Genomic DNA, 18860 nt, shown 5'->3' on the forward strand with positions numbered 1-18860 from the left:
TTGCCATTTTTTTATTGACAAGCCACGCGGCAAAACGGCACACTCGGTTTCATGTTGACGCACACCTCCATCGCCGTAGCGATTAATCACCCAAAGCGAGCCATCATCGGCTGGCTATTGGGAGCACGTGCGCGTTAGCAGTCTGAATCTGCAAAACAAGACCCCCAAGGCCCCGCCGGTAACGGAAGGGGCCTTTTGTTTTGAGGGCGCCTCCGTCCGCCGGCTCGATGACGGAGAGCAAGATGGATCAGGCAAGCCCGCAGTGCATGGATGACGACTCAAGTCGGGATGCGTATCAGCAGGCCGAGCGTCTGCCGAAAGTGGTGCTGCATTTTTCCGTGATGCCAGGCGCGACGCTGAGCTGGCACGTCGAAGCCGACAGCACGCTCACGGTACAGGGCGCGCGCGTCTGGCTCACACGCGTCAGTTCACCTTACGATCACTGGCTCGCGCCGGGCGTCGAGTTCCGACTGCAACGCGGCGAACGCGTGTGGCTCAGCACGGACGGCGAACATGCCGCGCGCGTGTCGTTGAGCAGTGCGCTCTCAGTGAGACGCGGGATGCTCGGACGCTGGCTGGGATGGCTCGCATGGTTGAACATCGGGGCGCCTACGCCACGTTAGTAGAGCAAGCGGTGGCGCGACGGCCTCGCACACGCGGCACAAAATGGAACAGCCCCATCGCTCACGCGATGGGGCTGTTCATGATGCTTTACAAAGCCGGAGCGCCGCAAACAGCGCCCCACGCTAAACCATCACACGCGCTCTATAGCGATCGCGATGCCCTGGCCAACGCCGATACACATCGTGCAAAGTGCAAAACGGCCTTGCGTGCGCTGCAACTGATACATCGCGGTCGTCACCAGACGCGCGCCGCTCATGCCGAGCGGGTGGCCGAGCGCAATCGCGCCGCCGTTCGGATTCACGCGAGCGTCGTCGTCAGCGACGCCGAGCGCGCGCAGCACCGCAATCCCTTGCGAAGCGAACGCCTCGTTCAGCTCGATCACGTCGAACTGATCGATGGTCATGTTCAGACGCGCCAGCAGCTTTTGCGTGGCGGGTGCCGGGCCGATGCCCATCACGCGCGGCGCGACGCCGGCCGTGGCGATACCCAGCACGCGAGCACGCGGCGTGAGGCCGAAGCGCTTCGCGGTGGCTTCGTTGGCGAGCAGCAGAGCCGCCGCGCCATCGTTCACGCCCGATGCGTTGCCGGCCGTGACCGTGCCGTCCGGACGCACCACGCCCTTCAGTTTGGCCAGCGTTTCGAGGCTGGTCTCGCGCGGATGCTCGTCTTGCGACACCGTGATCGGATCGCCCTTCTTCTGCGCGATCGTCACGCTGACGATTTCCTGCGCCAGCGTGCCGTCACGTTGCGCGCGAGCGGCTTTCTGCTGGCTGCGCAGCGCGAACGCGTCCTGATCGGCACGGCTGATGTGGTAGTCGGTCGCGACGTTCTCGCCGGTCTCCGGCATCGAGTCGACGCCGTACATCTGCTTCATCAGCGGGTTGACGAAACGCCAGCCGATCGTTGTGTCGTAGATGTCGGCCTGGCGCGAAAACGCGCTGCTCGCCTTGCCCATCACGAACGGTGCGCGGCTCATGCTTTCGACACCGCCGGCCACCATCAACGCGGCCTCGCCCGACTTGATCGCGCGCGCCGCGATGCCGACCGCGTCCATGCCCGAGCCGCACAGACGGTTCACCGTCGAACCCGGCACGCCTTGCGGCAAGCCGGCCAGCAGCAGCGACATGCGCGCGACGTTGCGGTTGTCCTCACCGGCCTGGTTCGCGCAGCCGTAGATCACGTCGTCGATCGCGTTCCAGTCGACCTCCTTGTTGCGCTCCATCAGCGCCTTGAGCGGCACCGCGCCCAGATCGTCGGCGCGCACCGACGACAGCGAACCTGCATAGCGGCCAATGGGGGTGCGAATCGCGTCGCACAGGAATGCTTCGGTCATGTGATGTCTCCAGTTGATGTGCTGCGTGCGCTGCGCCATGGCCGGCAAGCCGCGCTGGCGCGGACGGGATGCGCGAAAGCATCGGCCCGGCGAGCGTAACGGGAAGCGGCGGCACGGCAGCCGTCACGTCAAGGCAGCTTAGCGCAGGATAGTGAACGACGGTTTCGAAATCGCCATTTGTTCTTTATACGAACACTCGGTCATATATCGAACAACCAGGCTCGATAATAGGCGCGTGCGCGAAACCGTGTCAAGCGCGGCCAGGCCCGCACCAGGGAATACGTGCAGGCCGCGGGAGTACCGCAAAGCGTCGGACGAATCGCAAGCCCGTGCCGGCAAGCGCGCTGTGGCGGCGCCGGCACGGGCTTCTGGAGGGTTTCAGCGGAGCTGGATCTGCTCGTCCGCGATGTAGCTGCGGATCACGTCCGCGAAGCTGCGCTCGCCGCTCAGGCCCAGCCGTTCGGCGCGCGACGTATCCCACCGCCCCGGCCAGCTGCCGACGATCTTCTCCACCCGCGCATCCGGCTCACGCACGATCCGGTTCGCGACCTCGTCGCCGGCGACCTCGCGCAGCGCGGCGATCATCTCGTCGACGCTCACCGAAATCCCCGGCAGGTTCAGCACGCGCTGGTTGCCGAGCGCGGCCGCGTCGAGTTCGAGTCCGGCGATCAGGCTCTCGATCGCCTTGCGCGGCGACAGCAGCCACAAACGCGTCGAGCCCGCGACCGGGCACACCGCCGCTTCACCGTTCAGCGGCTCGCGGATGATGCCGCTCGCGAACGACGATGCCGCCGCGTTCGGCCGCCCCGGCCGCACGCTGATGGTGGGCAGCCGCAACACGCGGCCGTCGACGAAACCACGCCGCGCGTAGTCGTTGAGCAGCAACTCCGCGATCGCCTTCTGCGCGCCGTACGACGATTGCGGATTCAACGCGGTGTCGTTCTGCACGACGTCGGGCAGGTCGCCGCCATAGACCGCGACCGAACTCGTGAACACCACGCGCGGCCGATGCCCGCGCTGCCGGCAGGTTTCCAGCAGCAGGCGCGACGCATCCAGATTGATGCGCATGCCGAGATCGAAATCCGCTTCGGCCTGGCCGCTGACGATCGCGGCCAGATGGAAGATCGCAGAAGTCTTGTCGTCGATCACGCGCTCCAGCACCCTGCGCTCGGCGATGTCGCCCACTTCGGTACGCACGCGGCTGTCGCCCAAATCGCCCGCACGCACGACGTCGAGTAGCACCAGTTCGGTAATCGCTTGCGGTGCGCCTTGCGGGTCTTTCAGGAAGCCGCGCGACAGAAGTTCACGTGCGAGACGCTGGCCAAGAAAACCCGCGCCGCCGGTAATCAGTACTTTCATGATGAGTGTCCGTTGTTGTCCGTGGTTAGCGCTTGCCGTTCAGATACGGCTTGAGCCAGCCGAGGCCGGCCGAGGTGCCCGCGCGCGGCCGGTATTCGCAACCGATGTAGCCGTCGTAGCCGAGCGAGTCGATCAGCTCCAGCAGATACGGGTAGTTCAATTCGCCGATGTCGGGCTCGTGGCGCTCCGGCACGCCCGCGATCTGGATGTGGCCGATGCCGGCCATGTCGCGTTTGAGTTTCATCGCGAGATCGCCTTCGACGATCTGGCAGTGATAGCAGTCGAACTGCACCTTCAGATTCGGCGCGCCGACTTCCGCGCAAATCGCCTGGGCATCGTCCTGACGGTTCAGGAAAAAGCCCGGCATGTCGCGCGTGTTGATCGGCTCGATCACGACCATGATGTTGTCGGGTTGCGCGGCCTGCGCGGCATAGGCGAGATTCTTCAGATACACATCGCGATGCTTCACGCGCGACTGATCCGCGCCGATCAGCCCGGCCATCACATGCAGCTTGCGATTGCCGAGCACGCGCGCGTATTCGAGCGCGGTCTCGACGCTGCGACGAAACTCGTCCTCGCGGCCCGGCAGCGAAGCGATGCCGCGTTCGCCAGCGGCCCAGTCGCCGGGCGGCGCATTGAAGAGCGCTTGCGTCAGACCGTTCGCGTCGAGCCGCGCCTTGATCTCGTCGGCGCGGAAATCGTACGGAAACAGATACTCGACCGCTTCAAAGCCGTCTTTGGCGGCAGCGGCGAAACGGTCGATGAAAGCGTGCTCGTTGTACATCATCGTCAGGTTGGCGGCGAAACGAGGCATGGCGACAACTCCTTGCAAACGGTGTGATCCAGCGCGCGGCATAAGCAATGGAAGCGTGCGCCGCGCGCCAACGTCGATTTATCGATTGACCAGCTTCGCCGGCGTGAGCCACGTGGCAATCGCGCCGATCACCAGCATGCCGGCCAGCACATACATGCCGGTCTGCGTGCTGTGCGTGAGGTCTTTCAGATAGCCGATCATGTACGGGCTCGCGAAGCCCGCGAGATTGCCGATCGAGTTGATGATCGCGATGCCGGCCGCGGCACTCGCGCCCGACATGAACGCGGTCGGCAGCGACCAGAAGAGCGGCGCGCAGGTCAGCACGCCGGCGGCGGCCAACGACAGAAACGCGATCGACACCGTCGTGTTGTCCGCGAACGAAGCGGCCACCGTGAAGCCGACCGCGCCGAACAGCGCCGGCACGATCAGATGCCAGCGACGCTCGCGGCGCTTGTCGGCGCTATGCCCCATCACGTTCATCACGACGATCGCGCACAGGAACGGAATCGCGCTCAGCAGACCGATGTTGAACGCGCCGCTCACACCCGTCGATTTGACGAGCGTCGGCATCCAGAACGTCAGGCCGTATTGCCCGGTGACGAACGCGAAATAGATCAGCGACATCCACCACGTGCGCGGATCGCGGAACACCGCGCCGAGCGAGTGCTTGTGGGTCTTTTCCTGCGGTTGCGCGGCGGCGATTTCATCGGCGAGCAGGCGCTTCTCGGATTCGTTCAGCCACTTCGCACTGGCAATGCCGTTGTCGAGATACAGGATCGTCGCGATACCGATCGCGATCGCGGGGATCGCTTCGATCAGGAACATCCATTGCCAGCCCGCGAAGCCCGAGCTGTTATGGAACGTCTGCATGATCCAGCCGGACAGCGGGTTGCCGAAGATCCCCGACACCGGAATCGCCGACATGAACACCGCGATGATCTTCGCGCGCCGATGCGACGGAAACCAGTAGGTCAGATACAGGATCACGCCCGGATAGAAACCGGCCTCGGCGAGACCCAGCAGGAAGCGCAGCAGATAGAACTGCATCGGCGTTTTCACGAACACGAACACCGCGGACAGCAAACCCCACGTGATCATGATCCGCGCGATCCAGATCCGCGCGCCGAGCTTGTGCATCAGGATGTTGCTCGGCAACTCGAACAGGAAGTAGCCGATGAAGAACACACCGGCGCCCAGCCCGAACACCGTTTCGCTGAACGCGAGATCCTGCGACATCTGCAGCTTCGCGAAGCCGACGTTCACGCGGTCCAGATAGGCGACCACGTAGCACAGCATCAGAAACGGCACGATGCGCCAGAACACCTTCTTGTAGGTGCGTTCAACTTCGGCAGCGCCGGGTTGTGCCGCGCGTGCGGCAACGGGACGGCTGGCTGCGGCCTGATACGAGCTCATGCAATGTCTCCTTCATGAAATAGCCTGATACTTCGCCGTGGGCGGCGTGGCTTTGTTGTGTCGGGTTTCTACCAGCGCGCGCCGAACACGGCGCGCAGTTCTTCGAGTGCGGCTTCGTCGAGCGGTGCGGGCCGCGGATTCGTCATCAGCCACAGGCGCGCGGTCTCCTCGAGTTCTTCGAGTGCATATGAGGCCTGCGCGACGGAGCGCTCCCATACCACCGGGCCGAGACGCTCGAGCAACACCGCGCGAACGGTGTCGGCGAGCGCGGCGATCTGCGCAGCCACTTGCGGATCGCCGGGGCGTTTGTAGCGAATCAGCGGGACGTGGCCCACTTTCATCACGTAGTACGGCGTGAGCGGCGGCAACACATCCGTCTCGTTCCAAACGCCCGCGAGCGTCAACGCGACCAGATGCGTCGAATGCGTATGGACGATGCCGCGAGCTTCACCGTTGCGCGCATAGATGCCGCGATGCAGCGCCAGCGTCTTCGATGGCTTGCCGCCCGAAACAGCGTGGCCGTCGAAATCGACCTTGGCGATCTCGGCGGGATCGAGCCGGCCCAGGCACGCGTCGGTCGGCGTGATCAGCCAGCCGTCGTCGAGCCGCGCGCTGATGTTGCCGGCGGTGCCCACCGTATAGCCGCGCTGATAAAGACTCGCGCCGCTCACGCAGATTTCCTCGCGCACGCGCGCTTCGTTGCTCGTATGGAGTGCGGGCGTGCCGGTCATTGCGCGGCTCCGTTGAGATGACGCAGCGCCTTGTCGAAGAAATCGGTCGTGCCGAAGTTGCCCGACTTCAGCGCGAGCGCGAGCGGCGCGGCGCCGGTGGTCGCCGTCGCCGGCACGCCGGGATCGATCTGCGCGCCGATGCGCAGCGTGCGCACGTCGAGCGCCTGCACGACCGCGCCCGACGTCTCGCCACCGGCCACCACGAATTTGCGTACGCCGCGTCCGTGCAAGCCGCGCGCGATCGACGCCAACGTGGATTCGACCAGATGCCCCGCTTCGTTGACGCCGAGTTCGCGCTGCACCGCTTTCACTTCGTCGGGCGTGGCGGTCGCGTAGATCAGCACGGGCTCGGCGCGCTCGAGACAGGTCTGCGCGAAGGCCAGCGCCTGCTCGACGACGGGTTCGCCGCGCGCCGCCGCCAGCGGATCGATGCGGAACGCCGGCCGGGTGGCGCGCCATGCCGCTACCTGCGCATTGGTCGCTTTCGACGCGCTGCCGGCCAGCACCACCGACAAGCCTTCGACGCGCGGCAACTGCGCGGCGTCGGCCTGCTCGGCGAGCAAGCCCGCACGGCGAAAGTTGGCCGGCAGGCCCAACGCGACGCCGGAGCCGCCCGTGATCAGCGTGAGGTCCGCACAGGCTTCGCCGAGCACGTGGAGATCGGCGTCGGACACCGCGTCGGCGATCGCCATGCGTACGCCGTCGGTGCGCAACGCGTCGAACGCTGCGCGCACGCCTGACACGCCCTTGGCCACCGCGTCATAACGCACGAGGCCGACTTTCGCCTGGGTCTGTCGTTGCAGCACGCGCACGAGGTTCGCATCGCGCATCGGCGTGAGCGGATGGTTTTCCATCCCCGACTCGTTGAGCAGCACGTCGCCGACGAACAGATGGCCGCGAAAGATCGTGCGGCCGTTCTCGGGAAAGGCCGGGCAGGCAATCGTAAAAGCGCTGGTGCCGGCGTTGCCATCGGCGCTCAGCGCATCGAGCAACGCATCTGTCACCTGGCCGATGTTGCCCGCATCGGTCGAATCGAAAGTCGAGCAGTACTTGAAGAAGAACTGGCGGCAGCCTTGCGCGCGCAGCCAGTCGAGTGCGGCGAGCGATTGCGCGACCGCGTCGGCGGCCGGAATGTTGCGCGACTTCAGCGCGACCACCAGCGCGTCGGCCTCGATCGTTTCGTTCGACGCGGGCACGCCGATGGTTTGCACCGTGCGCATGCCGCCACGCACCAGCATATTGGCGAGATCGGTGGCGCCGGTGAAGTCATCCGCGATACAGCCCAACAGCGCGCGTTTCGTAGTAGCCGTCATAGCAAGCTCTCCTGCTTACTTCGCCGCCGGCACATCAATGCCGGGGAAAATCTTGATGACCGCGGAGTCGTCTTCACCGCCGTGGCCGGCCGTCGACGCCATCATGAACATCTGATGCGCTGCCGCCGACAGCGGCAGCGGGAATTTCGAACGACGCGCGGTATCGAGCACGAGCCCCAGATCCTTGACGAAGATATCGACCGCCGACAGCGGCGTGTAGTCGCCCGCGAGAATGTGCGGCACGCGGTTCTCGAACATCCACGAATTGCCCGCGCTGTGCGTGATCACGTCGTACAGCGCGTCGGGATCGACGCCTTCGCGCAAACCGAGCGCCATCGCCTCGGCGGCCACCGCAATATGCACCCCGGCCAGCAACTGATTGATGATTTTCACTTTCGACCCCGCGCCATGCGCCGAACCGAGGCGATACACCTTGCCCGCCATCGCGGCCAGCACGTCCTCGCACGCGGCGTAGGCCGCGGCCGTACCGGACGTCATCATCGTCATCTCGCCGGAAGCGGCGCGCGCCGCGCCGCCTGAAACCGGCGCGTCGAGCATCTGCAACCCGGCCGCCTCGACCCGCTTGCCGAGTTCGATCGCGAAGTCCGGCGCGACCGTCGCACTCGCGATCACCACGCCGCCCTGCTTCATGGCTGCCACCGCGCCCTGCTCGCCGAACAGCACGGCTTCGGTCTGCGCGGCATTCACGACCAGCGTGACGACCACTTCGCACTGCGCGCCGAGTTCGGCTGGCGTTGCGCAACCCACGCCGCCTTCGGCGACGAACGCCTGCAGCACCTCGCTGCGCAGATCGCAGGCGTGGACCCGAAAACCCCCGCGCATCAACGAGCGCGCGACACCCAGGCCCATTGCACCAAGACCGATGACACCGACATTTCTGGACATGCTTGACCTCCAAGAATTCGTTATGCGTTGCTGCGCCCGATGGGCCTGTGCGTTCGCCGGAGCCCGACCCCGCGCTATGCAGTGAACCTCAGCAAATACCTGCTTCCGCCAGCCGCCGCGCGGCGTTGTACATATGGGTTCGCGCCGCGTTGCGCGCCGCCATCGGATCGCCCGCGCGAATCGCGGCGGCGATGGCCGCGTGCTCTTCGCGCACCTGACGTGAAAAGTCCTCGCGCAGCGCTTCATTGCGGCGCGTGACGACCGTGCCGGCTTCCAGATACTGATTCAGGAACGTGAGCGTTTTGAGGAAATACGGATTGCCGGTGGCCGCCGCGATCGCGCGATGAAACGCGACGTCTTCAGCGACGCCGTCTTCGCCTTCGGCCACCGCCTGCTCGATCCTGGCGAGCGCCGCGTCGATCGACGCCATGTCGGCATCGGTGCGGCGCATCGCGGCTTCCGACGCGACTTCCGCCTCGATCGCCCGACGCAGCGCGAGGATCTGCACCACCGAACCGGGCTCGACTGCTTCGGCGTAGTCGATCCGCAGCGGCCGGATCGCGCCGTGCGCCGCGATGAACACGCCGCTGCCCTGGCGCGGCTCGACCACACCCTCGTTCTTCAGCCGCGAGATCGCCTCGCGGATCACCGTGCGGCTCACGCCGAACTGCTGCGCCAGCACGGCCTCGGTCGGCAGCTTGCCGCCGCGCTCGAAGGTGCCTTTGTCGATCTGCTTGAGAAGCTGCTGCGCGACGGTGTCGCTCAGCGCCCGGGCAGGAATCTTATCGAACATCGATGCCTCGATTGATCATGTTATCTGGTCATCATACAAATTTTAGATGCGGTCGGCAACCGCGCAAACCCTGGGATTTTTTGGCCAAATCCGCGTTAAGTTGGCGAAACAGAAGGCTTAAGCTATCGTCACGCCTTTGCGCAGCAGCGCGCCACGAGAACCGGCGCGGCCGTCGTGCGCACTTTCCCGAACCCATCTTTGAAGGCCCATGAGCAAAGCCCTGCCGCCGTCTGCCGCCGTTCCCGTCAGCGCCGAACCGGCCCCGGACAAACCGGGTGACTCGTATGTGCAGTCGTTCGCGCGGGGCCTCGCGGTCATCCGCGCGTTCGACGCGACGCGCCCCGAACAGACGCTCACCGACGTCGCCACCGCGACCGGCCTCACGCGCGCCGGCGCGCGCCGCATCCTGCTGACCCTGCAGACGCTCGGCTATGTGGAAGCCGAGGGCCGCCTGTTCCGCCTCACGCCGAAGATTCTCGACCTCGGTTTCGCGTACCTGACGTCGATGCCGTTCTGGAATCTCGCCGAACCGGTGATGGAAGAACTGTCGGCGCAGGTCCACGAGAGCTGCTCGGCGGCCGTGCTCGACCGCACCGAGATCGTCTACGTGCTACGCGTGCCGACCCACAAGATCATGACCATCAATCTGTCGATCGGCAGCCGCCTGCCCGCGTATTGCACGTCGATGGGCCGCGTGCTGCTGGCCGCGCTCGACGACGAAACGCTCGACGCGACGCTCAGTTCGGCGCCGCTCTACGCGCATACGCCGCGCACCGTGACCGACAAGGAAGAGTTGAAGAAGCTGATCGCCCAGGTGCGCCGCCAGGGGTGGGCGATCGTCGATCAGGAACTGGAAGGCGGGCTGATCTCGCTGTCCGCGCCGATCCGCAATCGCCAGGGGCGCGTGATCGCGGCGATGAACATCAGCGGCAATGCGCAGCGCAATTCGGCGAAGCAGATGGTGAAGGCGTTTCTGGAGCCGTTGCAGCACGCCGCGCAGACTGTGTCGGAGATGGTCGCGCGGCGCGGGTGAAGGTGGCTCGATCGAGCGGTCAATCGCTCCTTCAATCAATCCGGTTTATTCGCGGTCTCCCTGAGCATCGAGACCGCTTCGTCAGGTCGCTGGCTGCGGCGCGCGTTCAGCGTCGGCTCATTGCCCCAGATACCGCTCCACCAGCCGCGTCCAGAACGCCGCGCCGACCGGCAGATTGCGGTCGTTGAAATCGTAGTGCGGGTTGTGCACCATGCAGCCGTCCTCGCCCGCGCCGTTGCCGATCCGCAGGAAGGTGCCCGGCCGCTTTTGCAGCATGAAGGCGAAATCTTCGCTGCCCATCAGGATGCCGGTCTGCGCGACCACCTTGTCGTCGCCGACCAGTTCGCGCGCCACCTGCACCGCGAAATCCGTTTCGGCATCGGAATTAACCACGACCGGATAGCCTTCGATGTACTCGACCACCGCCTTGCCGCCATAGCTCGCGGCCTGGGTTTCGGCGAGTTCGGTAATGCGCTTCTTCAGCAGTGCGCGCACTTCGGGGCTGAACGAACGCACGCTCAGTTCCAGCTTCGCGCTGCCCGAAATCACATTGTTCGCAGTGCCCGCGTGCATCGAGCCGACCGTCACCACCGCCGGCTGCGACGGATCGACGTTGCGCGCGACGATCGTCTGCAGCGCCATCACGATGCTCGCCGCCACCACGACCGGATCGACCGTCAGGTGCGGGCGCGCCGCATGGCCGCCGACGCCTTCGATCGTGATGATCGCCTTGTCGCCCGCCGACATGAATGGCCCTTTGCGGAACAGCAGCACACCCGGTTCTTCGCCAGGATGGTTGTGCATGCCGAACACGGCGTCGCACGGAAAGCGCTCGAACAGGCCGTCGTTGATCATTTTCAGCGCGCCGCTGTCGATGCCGCTCTCTTCCGCCGGCTGGAAGTACAGATGCACCGTGCCCGAGAAATTGCGCGTGGCCGCGAGATGTTGCGCGGCGCCGAGCAGCATCGTCGTGTGGCCGTCATGGCCGCATGCGTGCATCTTGCCGTGCGTGCCGCTCGCATACGGCAGGCCGGTTTGCTCGATAATCGGCAGCGCATCCATGTCCGCGCGAATCCCGATGTTGCGCTTGCCGTCGCCCACCTTCAGCGTGCCCACCACGCCCGTTTGACCGACCCCGCGCGTGACCTGCCAGCCCCATTGTTCGAGCTTCTCCGCGACCAGCGCGCCGGTGCGCAACTCCTCGTAGGCCAGTTCCGGATGGTGATGAATGTGATGGCGAATCTCGCGCAGGCTCTGCGCCGCGGGTTCCAGGTCGGACACTTCAGTAAAGCGCGCGGCTTCGTTCATCTCGATTGCTCCATGGGTTGACACCGCGCGGCACGCGGCAAACAGCCCAGCACTATAGCCACGCCGTTTTGTTCGAATAAGATGCTATTTTTTTCACCCCAATTAACAAGTCTTATATACGGGATTACCCTCATGAAACCGCAGCAGTTGCAGGCTTTCGTCGCGGCCGCGCACCACCGCAGTTTGCGGGCCGCCGCGCGTGAACTCGGCGTGACGCAACCGGCCGTCACGCATACGATTCGCGAGCTGGAGAGCGCGCTGAAGGCGGAACTGATGGTGCGCAGCGTGCGCGGCATCGAGTTGACCGCGTGCGGGCTCGCGCTGCTGCCGCGCGCCGAGCAGTTGCTGGGCGATATGCGGCGCACGGTCGAGGCCGTCGAGCAGGTGAAGGGGGAACTGGCCGGCAAGGTCAGCGTGGGGACCATGCCGTCGATCGCGCTCACGGCGCTACCGCATGCGGTGGCCAGCTTTCGCCGCAAGATGCCGCTGGTGAATCTGCATCTGGAAGAAGTGACGATTCCGGACGCGGTCGCGCGTTTGCGCAACGGCGCGCTCGATATCGCGGCGATCCATCACGTGCAGGCGCTCGACAGCGATCTGGTGCAAGTGCCGCTCTACTCGACGCAGTTTGTCGTCGCGATGCGCGCCGGGCATCCGCTCGCGAACGTCACGCGGCTGCACGAGTTGCTCGACGCGGAGTGGATCGTGACCGTCGGCGCCGATCACTTTCCGCACAGCGTGATGATGGCGATGTTCAACGCGCACGGCTTGCCGGTGCCGAAGCGGCTGGTGCGCGCGCCGTCGTCGTTCGCGGTGACGCTCGGACTGGTGTCGCAAACCGATGTGATCGGCTGCTTTACGAGGCCGCTCGCGCAGATGGTCGCGCCGCTCGGCATCCGCGTCGCGCAGATCGAAGAGGCGCTGCCGAACTACGACCTCAGCATCATTTCGCGGCGCGATCTGTTGCCCACGCCGGCCGTGCAGCAGTTCGTGTCGTGTTTGCAGCAGGCGACCCGGGAACGGATGGCGGCCATCGAATAGAACGTTTGTGCGAACCTCAGAGAACGTCGGCTCGCACCTTGAGAATCTCGACCAATGCGTGCCCCGCGTCTTCGAGGCGGCCGGAATTGTCGATCGTCGTACAGCGAACGCTCTCCGGCAATGAGAACGGCGCGCGCCGTGCGAGCCGCGCCGCGACCTGCTCCGCCGATTCGCGCGCCCGCGCGCCGAGACGCGCTTCGCGAACATGCGGTGCGGCGTCCACGTGCACGATTTCCGTGTGCGGATAAAGCGCCAGCGTGTGCTGCACATGCTGACGCGAACCGTTGACGACCACCGTGCAACCGCGCGCGAGCCATGCGTCGAGTTCAACGCCGATGCCATAGCGCAGCGAGTGACTCGACCACTCGAGCGCGAACAGGCCGAGCACCGAACGCGCGGCGAATTCTTCGACGCTCAGCGCGACATGCACTTCGCCGTGGCCGCTCGGCCGCGTGATGTAGCGATGCGCGAACAGAATCGGCTCGCCCATCAGGCGCTTGCGCGCGAACTCCAGCAACGAGTCCTTGCCCGCGCCGGACGGCCCCATTACATAAATCAAACGACCTGCCATTGTCACTTCACCTCGCGAGTCTGGAACGGCACACGCTGCCACAGCACGAACGGCTCGCCGGGCGCCGGTTCGACGAACAGCGCGGCGTGATCGACGCTCAGCGGCCCGAGTGCGTGCGTTTGCCGCCGCCACCAGGCGACTAGCGTCGCGCGCTCATCGGCGTCGTCGAGCGAACTGGACAGCGTCATGTGGAAACGGAATTCGTCGAACACATACGGATAACCCCATTCGACCAGCAGCGCGCGTTGCCGTTCACTCAGCGGCGCGGCGAGCCGCCGCGCCAGATCGGCGGCCGACGGCCGTGCGCGCAACGCGTCGAGCGTCTGCAACGCGCTGCTCGCCACCGCGCGAATGCCGGCTTCGCCTGGCTGATCCGCGGGACGCAGCGCGACGAAATCGCCGAGCGTCGCGGCTTGCACCGGCAACGCAAACGCGCTTTGCGTCAGAGCCCATTCGCGCGTCGCGGCCAGCAGGTCGTCTTGCGTCACGCCGTCAGCGAGACGGAACGGCGCGACCAGCGTGCCGTGCCAACCATAGCGGCGCGGCGCTTCGGTCAGTTCCGCCAACTCACGCGTCAAGCCTGGCGGTTGCGGCGGCACGCAGCGCTCGCCGCTTTGCGCATCGCGGCCGAGCCACGCCGAGCCGGCCCGCCACCATGCCGATTCACGCGACGGCGCGTAATACACGGCGAAACGGCCGTCGGCGCCCCATGCGGCGCCGCTCACAGTTCATGCTCCACCAGCAACTGCACGCGATCCGCTGCGAAATGCGTGAAGCCGTATTTGACCGGCGTGCCTTGCAGATCGACGTCGACGTTTTCGACCCACAGCACCGGCTGCTGACGGTTGATGTTCAAACGCCGCGCCACTTCCGGCTCGGGCAGCACGCTGCCGATACGGCTCCACTTGCGCAGATAGTCGTTCACGCCGAATTCGGCCATCGACTTCGTAATGCTGCCGGTGCGCTCCAGCACCTCGGGCAGCCCCGCGAAGCGCGCCGCGGGATACCAGTTGCGCGCGAACGTGAGCGGCACGCCGTCGGACTCGTGCAGCGATTCGATCCGGTAGACCGCCGCGCCGGCCCGCAGGCTCAGCGCCTTCGCGACGCTCGGCTCGGCCTTCACGCGCGCGGCCGACAACATCGTGCCCGCCGCCGCGTGATGCTGCTGCCGTAAGTTCTCGGTAAACCGCGTGCGGCGGCCGATCGTATAGTCGATCGCACCGGGTTGCACGAAAGTGCCCCGCCCCTGCTCGACGCTGACGAGGCCCAACGCGGCAAGGCCCAGCATTGCGCGGCGCACGGTGTGCCGGTTCACGTCGAAGCGCTTGGCCAGTTCGCCCTCGCTCGGCAGGCGCCCTTCTTCGCCGAAACCGCTGGCGGCGATCTCGGCCGCCAGAATCTGCTCGATCTGCCGCCACACGGCAACGCCCGCGCCGCGTTCGAGCAGCGTGCCCGGCGTCGCGTTGTCGTTCGATGTCATGGTGCTGTCATTCCCCCAGGTTCAAATAATCGCCATGACGTGCATTGTAGTGCGCAAGCCGTGATGGAAATGTGAAACGGCGGTTACACGTGACGATGTGCAACAAGCATATCTTTAAACGTCTAGACGTTTAGATGATTAGATGGTTAAATGTCTACTCGCTGGATCAACAGGAATTCCGATGAGCGTCACTTCCGCTTCGCTTTGCTCCGCGCCGCCCCCGTCGGTCCGGCGCGCATGGATGGCCGTGCTGGCCCGCACGCCGCGCGCCGATCTCGAAGCCGCACTGGAGCGCGCACTGCACGGCCTCCCCACCCCGGCTTACGACTGGCTCCGGCCGCCCGAAATCGGCCTTGTCATGGTGCGCGGGCGCGTCGGCGGCAGTGGCGACCCGTTCAATCTCGGCGAGGCCACGGTCACGCGCGCGACCTTGCGGCTGCGCGTGCCGGGGGATGCGGATGCGGATGCGGCTGTCGGCGTCGCGTGTCATCTGGGCCGCGACCGCCGCCGCGCCGAACTCGCCGCGCTGGCGGATGCGCTGCTGCAATTGCCCGAACATCACGCGGCCTTGCATCGGCAACTGATCGAGCCTTTTGCCGCGCAACAGGCTGCGCGGCGCGCCGAACGGCAACAGGACGCCGCGGCCACGCGCGTCGAATTCTTCACGATGGTCCGGGGCGAATAATGGAAAACTCGCAGATTGTTTTGTCCACGTTGACGCCGGGTTTCGCCGACCCCGTCCACGATACCCAGGCGGTCTTCCGCACCTTGCTCGACGCGCTGTCGCGACCGGGCACGATCGGCGTCGTCGAGAACGTACTGCCCGAAGTGCGGGCCACGCGCGCCGAACTCGCCGCGTTCGCCGCGCTGCTGGCCCTGTGCGACTACGCGACGCCGGTGTGGCTCGCGCAACCGGATAGCGCGCTCGGCTCGGCGTTGCGCTTTCATGCCGGCGCGCCGCTCGTTGACGAACCCGGCGAAGCCGCCTTCGCGTATATCCATGATGCGAGCGCACTGCCGTCGCTGGAAAGCTTCGCGCTCGGCGCCGCGGAATCGCCCGAGCAATCGGTCACGCTGCTGATCCGCGTCGACGCGCTGACCGGTGGAGCGCCGGTCGTACTCAGCGGCCCCGGCATTCTGGATACCGAAACGATTTCGCCGATCGGTCTGCCCGGGCATTTCTGGCGCGAACGCGCCGCGCTCGCGCCGTTGTTTCCGTGCGGTATCGACTGTTATCTCGTCCGCGGCGCACGCCTGATCGGCCTGCCGCGCACAACTCAAGCGAAGGTGAACTGATGTACGTTGCCGTCAAGGGTGGAGAACGTGCGATCGAAGCGTCATGGCGTCTGCTCGACAAGGCGCGCCGCGGCGACACGCGGTGCGCCGAACTGAGCGTCGCGCAAATTCGTGAGCAATTGCGCCTCGCGGTTGCGCGGGTGATGACCGAAGGCTCGGTCTGCGACGAAGAACTCGCCGCGCTCGCCATCAAGCAGGCCGCCGGCGATCTGGTCGAAGCGATCTTCCTGCTGCGCGCGTATCGCACCACGTTGCCGCGTTTCGGCTACACGCAGCCGATCGATACCGAAGCGATGCAGGTCGAACGCCGCATTTCGGCGACCTTCAAAGACATTCCCGGCGGACAACTGCTCGGTGCGACTTACGATTACACGCAGCGTCTGCTGGATTTCGCGTTGCTCGCCGAGGGTCACGACGAAGCCGAAGCGGCGGCAGACGCAGTGCCGGGTCGGGGCACGCTGGCCGCAGCGCAAGCGGTGCCACGCGTCGTCACGCTGCTCGACAAGGAAGGGCTGATCGAACAGGAACGGCCCACGCCGAACGCGCAGGAGCCCGGCGATCTTTCGCGTGAACCGCTCGCCTTTCCAGCAAGCCGAGCGACGCGCCTGCAGAATCTCGCACGCGGCGACGAAGGCTTTCTGCTCGCGATGGGTTATGCGACGCAACGCGGCTACGCGCACTCGCATCCGTTCGCCGGCGAGATCCGCTTCGGCACGATCGCCGTCGAAATGGAACTGGACGAACTGGGCGAAGCGGTCGATATCGGCGACATCGACATCACCGAATGCCAGATGATCAACCAGTTCGCCGGCAGCGGCGCGGTGCCGCCCGCCTTCACGCAGGGCTACGGTCTCGCGTTCGGCCACTCCGAGCGAAAGGCGATGGCGATGGCGCTGGTGGATCGCGCGTTGCGCGCCGAGGAACTCGGCGAAACGCTCGCGTCGCCGACGCAGGACATCGAATTCATGCTCTCGCACAGCGATAACGTGGAGGCGTCGGGCTTCGTTCAGCATCTGAAGCTGCCCCACTACGTCGACTTTCAGTCGGAGCTGGAACTCGTGCGGCGTCTGCGGGCGCAGCACGGCGCGCAAGAGCAGGATCACCGCGCGGATCAAAGCGCGGACAAAGACAGCGATCACGAGGAGCAGGCAGCATGAACGCGCCCGACACTTTTCAAACCACCGCCTCGTACGACAGCGCCGCGCACGGCTACAACTTCGCCTATCTCGACGAGCAGACCAAGCGCATGCTGCGCCGCGCATTGCTCAAGGCAGTGGCCGTGCCGGGCTATCAGGTGCCGTTCGCATCGCGTGAAATGCCGTTGCCGTTCGGCTGGGGCACCGGCGGCATTCAGGTTACCGCGGCGATCATCGGCAGGAAGGACACGCTGAAGGTCATCGATCAGGGCTCCGACGAAACCACCAACGCGGTCAACATTCGCCGTTTCTTCGCGCGTACCACCGGCGTGACGACCACGCGCCGCACGCTCGAAGCGACGATCATCCAGACGCGTCACCGGATTCCCGAAACGCCGCTCACCGACAAGCAGATTCTGGTGTATCAGGTGCCGATGCCCGAACCGTTGTACCGGCTCGAACCGCGCGTCGCCGAATGCAAAAAGCTGCACGCGCTCGCCGACTACGGCCTGATCAGCGTGAAGCTCTATGAGGACATCGTCCATCACGGCAGCATCGCGACCACGTACGACTATCCGGTGATCGTCAACAACCGCTATCTGAGTTCGCCGTCGCCGATCCCGAAGTTCGACAACCCGAAGATGCACATGAACCCCGCGCTGCAATTGTTCGGCGCCGGCCGCGAACGCCGCATTCATGCGATTCCGCCGTACACGCCGGTGCGCAGTCTCGACTTCGACGACCATCCGTTCGAAGTGCAGAAGTGGCAGCACGCATGCGCGCTGTGTGGATCGACGCAGAGCTTCCTGGACGAAATGATCGTCGACGATGCCGGCAAGCGGATGTTCGTCTGCTCGGACAGCGACTACTGCCACGAGCGCCGCGGCGACCACGAGTTCGATCCGCTCACGCCCAACCCACACAAAGGAGAACCCGCATGACGCCGCTGTTGAGCGCCCGCGCGCTCACCAAACAATACGGCGGCCGCAACGGCTGCAGGAACGTCAGCTTCGATCTGTATCCGGGCGAAGTGCTGTGCATTGTCGGTGAATCGGGCTCGGGCAAGACCACGCTGCTGAATGCGCTCGCGTTGAAAACCGCAGCCGATGGCGGCTCGCTCCACTACACCGCCACGCATGGCGACCGGCTCGATCTGCTCGCGTTGTCCGAACCGCGCCGGCGTTTGCTGATGCGCACCGAGTGGGGCTTCGTCCAGCAGAATCCGCGCGACGGTCTGCGCAGCGGCGTCTCGGCCGGCGCGAATATCGGCGAGCCGTTGATGGCTGTCGGCGCGCGCCACTACGGCGAGATCCGCCACGCGGCCACGCAATGGATGGAGCGTGTCGAACTCGACGCGTCGCGCATCGACGAATTTCCCAGCGCGTTTTCCGGCGGCATGCAGCAGCGCTTGCAGATCGCGCGCAATCTCGTGACCAGTCCGCGGCTCGTGTTCATGGACGAACCCACCGCCGGTCTCGACGTGTCGGTGCAGGCGCGTCTGCTCGATCTGCTGCGCACGCTGACGTCCACGCTGCATCTGTCGGTGCTGATCGTCACGCACGATATCGGCGTGGCGCGCCTGCTCGCGCACCGGCTGATGGTCATGCAGGCCGGCGCGGTCGTCGAGGCGGGTCTGACCGATCAGGTGCTCGACGATCCGCAGCACCCTTATACGCAAACGCTGGTTTCCTCGGTTCTGCCGGTTTGAG

The 18860-nt window shown here is 65.5% G+C and carries 20 protein-coding genes; 8 read left to right on the forward strand and 12 right to left on the reverse strand.

What is annotated here, in order from left to right:
* Window positions 1-242 precede the first annotated feature (242 nt).
* Window positions 243-623: a DUF2917 domain-containing protein gene (locus HV744_RS01300; RefSeq protein WP_175147752.1), complete on the forward strand. Its 381-nt coding sequence runs from the start codon at window positions 243-245 to the stop codon at window positions 621-623.
* Between the two features lie 131 nt (window positions 624-754).
* Here HV744_RS01300 and pcaF read toward each other — a convergent pair whose 3' ends face one another.
* The 8 genes from pcaF to HV744_RS01340 all read right to left on the reverse strand — a co-directional run bounded on the left by pcaF (window position 755) and on the right by HV744_RS01340 (window position 9286).
* Complete coding sequence (gene pcaF, locus HV744_RS01305) at window positions 755-1957, reverse strand: 3-oxoadipyl-CoA thiolase (protein ID WP_175147753.1); 1203 nt, start codon at window positions 1955-1957, stop codon at window positions 755-757.
* A 378-nt stretch (window positions 1958-2335) separates the two neighbouring features.
* Window positions 2336-3316 (reverse strand): D-erythronate dehydrogenase, encoded by a 981-nt coding sequence (denD, locus tag HV744_RS01310; protein ID WP_175147754.1) that lies wholly within the window; start codon window positions 3314-3316, stop codon window positions 2336-2338.
* A gap of 25 nt (window positions 3317-3341) precedes the next feature.
* Window positions 3342-4130 carry a 2-oxo-tetronate isomerase gene (gene otnI, locus HV744_RS01315; protein ID WP_175147755.1) on the reverse strand — a complete coding sequence of 263 codons (789 nt, stop codon included), beginning with the start codon at window positions 4128-4130 and terminating at the stop codon, window positions 3342-3344.
* A 78-nt stretch (window positions 4131-4208) separates the two neighbouring features.
* A complete protein-coding gene (locus HV744_RS01320) occupies window positions 4209-5543 on the reverse strand; it encodes an MFS transporter (RefSeq protein WP_175147756.1) in 1335 nt (444 codons plus the stop codon).
* 68 nt (window positions 5544-5611) lie between these two features.
* Window positions 5612-6274, reverse strand: coding sequence for a 3-oxo-tetronate 4-phosphate decarboxylase (otnC, locus tag HV744_RS01325; RefSeq protein ID WP_175147757.1), 663 nt, complete (start codon window positions 6272-6274; stop codon window positions 5612-5614).
* The gene (gene otnK / locus HV744_RS01330; protein WP_175147758.1) at window positions 6271-7587 is read right to left on the reverse strand and encodes a 3-oxo-tetronate kinase; all 1317 of its coding nucleotides are present in this window, start codon (window positions 7585-7587) and stop codon (window positions 6271-6273) included. Before otnK ends, otnC begins: the two co-directional genes overlap by 4 nt.
* A gap of 15 nt (window positions 7588-7602) precedes the next feature.
* Window positions 7603-8661: an L-threonate dehydrogenase gene (ltnD, locus tag HV744_RS01335; protein WP_281363621.1), complete on the reverse strand. Its 1059-nt coding sequence runs from the start codon at window positions 8659-8661 to the stop codon at window positions 7603-7605.
* Entirely contained in the window at window positions 8582-9286 is a 705-nt protein-coding gene (locus HV744_RS01340) for a FadR/GntR family transcriptional regulator (RefSeq protein WP_175147760.1), read from the reverse strand. Before HV744_RS01340 ends, ltnD begins: the two co-directional genes overlap by 80 nt.
* A 208-nt stretch (window positions 9287-9494) precedes the next feature.
* On the opposite strand from HV744_RS01340, the gene HV744_RS01345 reads away from it, so the two are divergent.
* Complete coding sequence (locus HV744_RS01345; protein WP_175147761.1) at window positions 9495-10319, forward strand: IclR family transcriptional regulator; 825 nt, start codon at window positions 9495-9497, stop codon at window positions 10317-10319.
* A 117-nt stretch (window positions 10320-10436) separates the two neighbouring features.
* Here the strand turns inward: HV744_RS01345 and HV744_RS01350 are convergent, their stop codons facing one another.
* Window positions 10437-11627 (reverse strand): M20 aminoacylase family protein, encoded by a 1191-nt coding sequence (locus HV744_RS01350; RefSeq protein WP_175147762.1) that lies wholly within the window; start codon window positions 11625-11627, stop codon window positions 10437-10439.
* A 132-nt stretch (window positions 11628-11759) separates the two neighbouring features.
* Here HV744_RS01350 and HV744_RS01355 point away from each other — a divergent pair, with 132 nt between their 5' ends.
* Complete coding sequence (locus tag HV744_RS01355) at window positions 11760-12668, forward strand: LysR family transcriptional regulator (protein ID WP_175147763.1); 909 nt, start codon at window positions 11760-11762, stop codon at window positions 12666-12668.
* Between the two features lie 16 nt (window positions 12669-12684).
* On the opposite strand, the gene phnN is transcribed toward HV744_RS01355, so the two are convergent.
* Genes phnN through phnF form a run of 3 tightly spaced genes read right to left on the reverse strand, consistent with a single transcriptional unit; the run spans window position 12685 to window position 14719 of the window.
* Entirely contained in the window at window positions 12685-13239 is a 555-nt protein-coding gene (gene phnN / locus HV744_RS01360; RefSeq protein ID WP_175147764.1) for a phosphonate metabolism protein/1,5-bisphosphokinase (PRPP-forming) PhnN, read from the reverse strand.
* A 2-nt stretch (window positions 13240-13241) separates the two neighbouring features.
* A complete protein-coding gene (locus tag HV744_RS01365; RefSeq protein WP_175147765.1) occupies window positions 13242-13964 on the reverse strand; it encodes a DUF1045 domain-containing protein in 723 nt (240 codons plus the stop codon).
* Window positions 13961-14719 (reverse strand): phosphonate metabolism transcriptional regulator PhnF, encoded by a 759-nt coding sequence (phnF, locus tag HV744_RS01370; RefSeq protein ID WP_175147766.1) that lies wholly within the window; start codon window positions 14717-14719, stop codon window positions 13961-13963. The genes HV744_RS01365 and phnF overlap by 4 nt, the downstream gene beginning before the upstream one ends.
* 181 nt (window positions 14720-14900) lie before the next feature.
* Here phnF and phnG point away from each other — a divergent pair, with 181 nt between their 5' ends.
* From phnG to phnK, 5 genes are read left to right on the forward strand one after another with little or no spacing between them, the layout of a single operon-like run.
* Window positions 14901-15404, forward strand: coding sequence for a phosphonate C-P lyase system protein PhnG (phnG, locus tag HV744_RS01375; protein ID WP_175147767.1), 504 nt, complete (start codon window positions 14901-14903; stop codon window positions 15402-15404).
* Window positions 15404-16015, forward strand: coding sequence for a phosphonate C-P lyase system protein PhnH (gene phnH / locus HV744_RS01380; protein ID WP_175147768.1), 612 nt, complete (start codon window positions 15404-15406; stop codon window positions 16013-16015). Before phnG ends, phnH begins: the two co-directional genes overlap by 1 nt.
* Window positions 16015-17172, forward strand: a complete 1158-nt coding sequence (locus tag HV744_RS01385; protein ID WP_175147769.1) for a carbon-phosphorus lyase complex subunit — start codon at window positions 16015-16017, stop codon at window positions 17170-17172. Before phnH ends, HV744_RS01385 begins: the two co-directional genes overlap by 1 nt.
* Complete coding sequence (locus HV744_RS01390; RefSeq protein ID WP_175147770.1) at window positions 17169-18092, forward strand: alpha-D-ribose 1-methylphosphonate 5-phosphate C-P-lyase PhnJ; 924 nt, start codon at window positions 17169-17171, stop codon at window positions 18090-18092. Before HV744_RS01385 ends, HV744_RS01390 begins: the two co-directional genes overlap by 4 nt.
* Window positions 18089-18859, forward strand: a complete 771-nt coding sequence (gene phnK, locus HV744_RS01395; protein WP_175147771.1) for a phosphonate C-P lyase system protein PhnK — start codon at window positions 18089-18091, stop codon at window positions 18857-18859. The genes HV744_RS01390 and phnK overlap by 4 nt, the downstream gene beginning before the upstream one ends.
* Window position 18860: the final 1 nt, after the last annotated feature.

This window comes from Paraburkholderia ultramafica, from assembly GCF_902859915.1.
In the GTDB taxonomy this organism is placed as follows: domain Bacteria; phylum Pseudomonadota; class Gammaproteobacteria; order Burkholderiales; family Burkholderiaceae; genus Paraburkholderia; species Paraburkholderia ultramafica.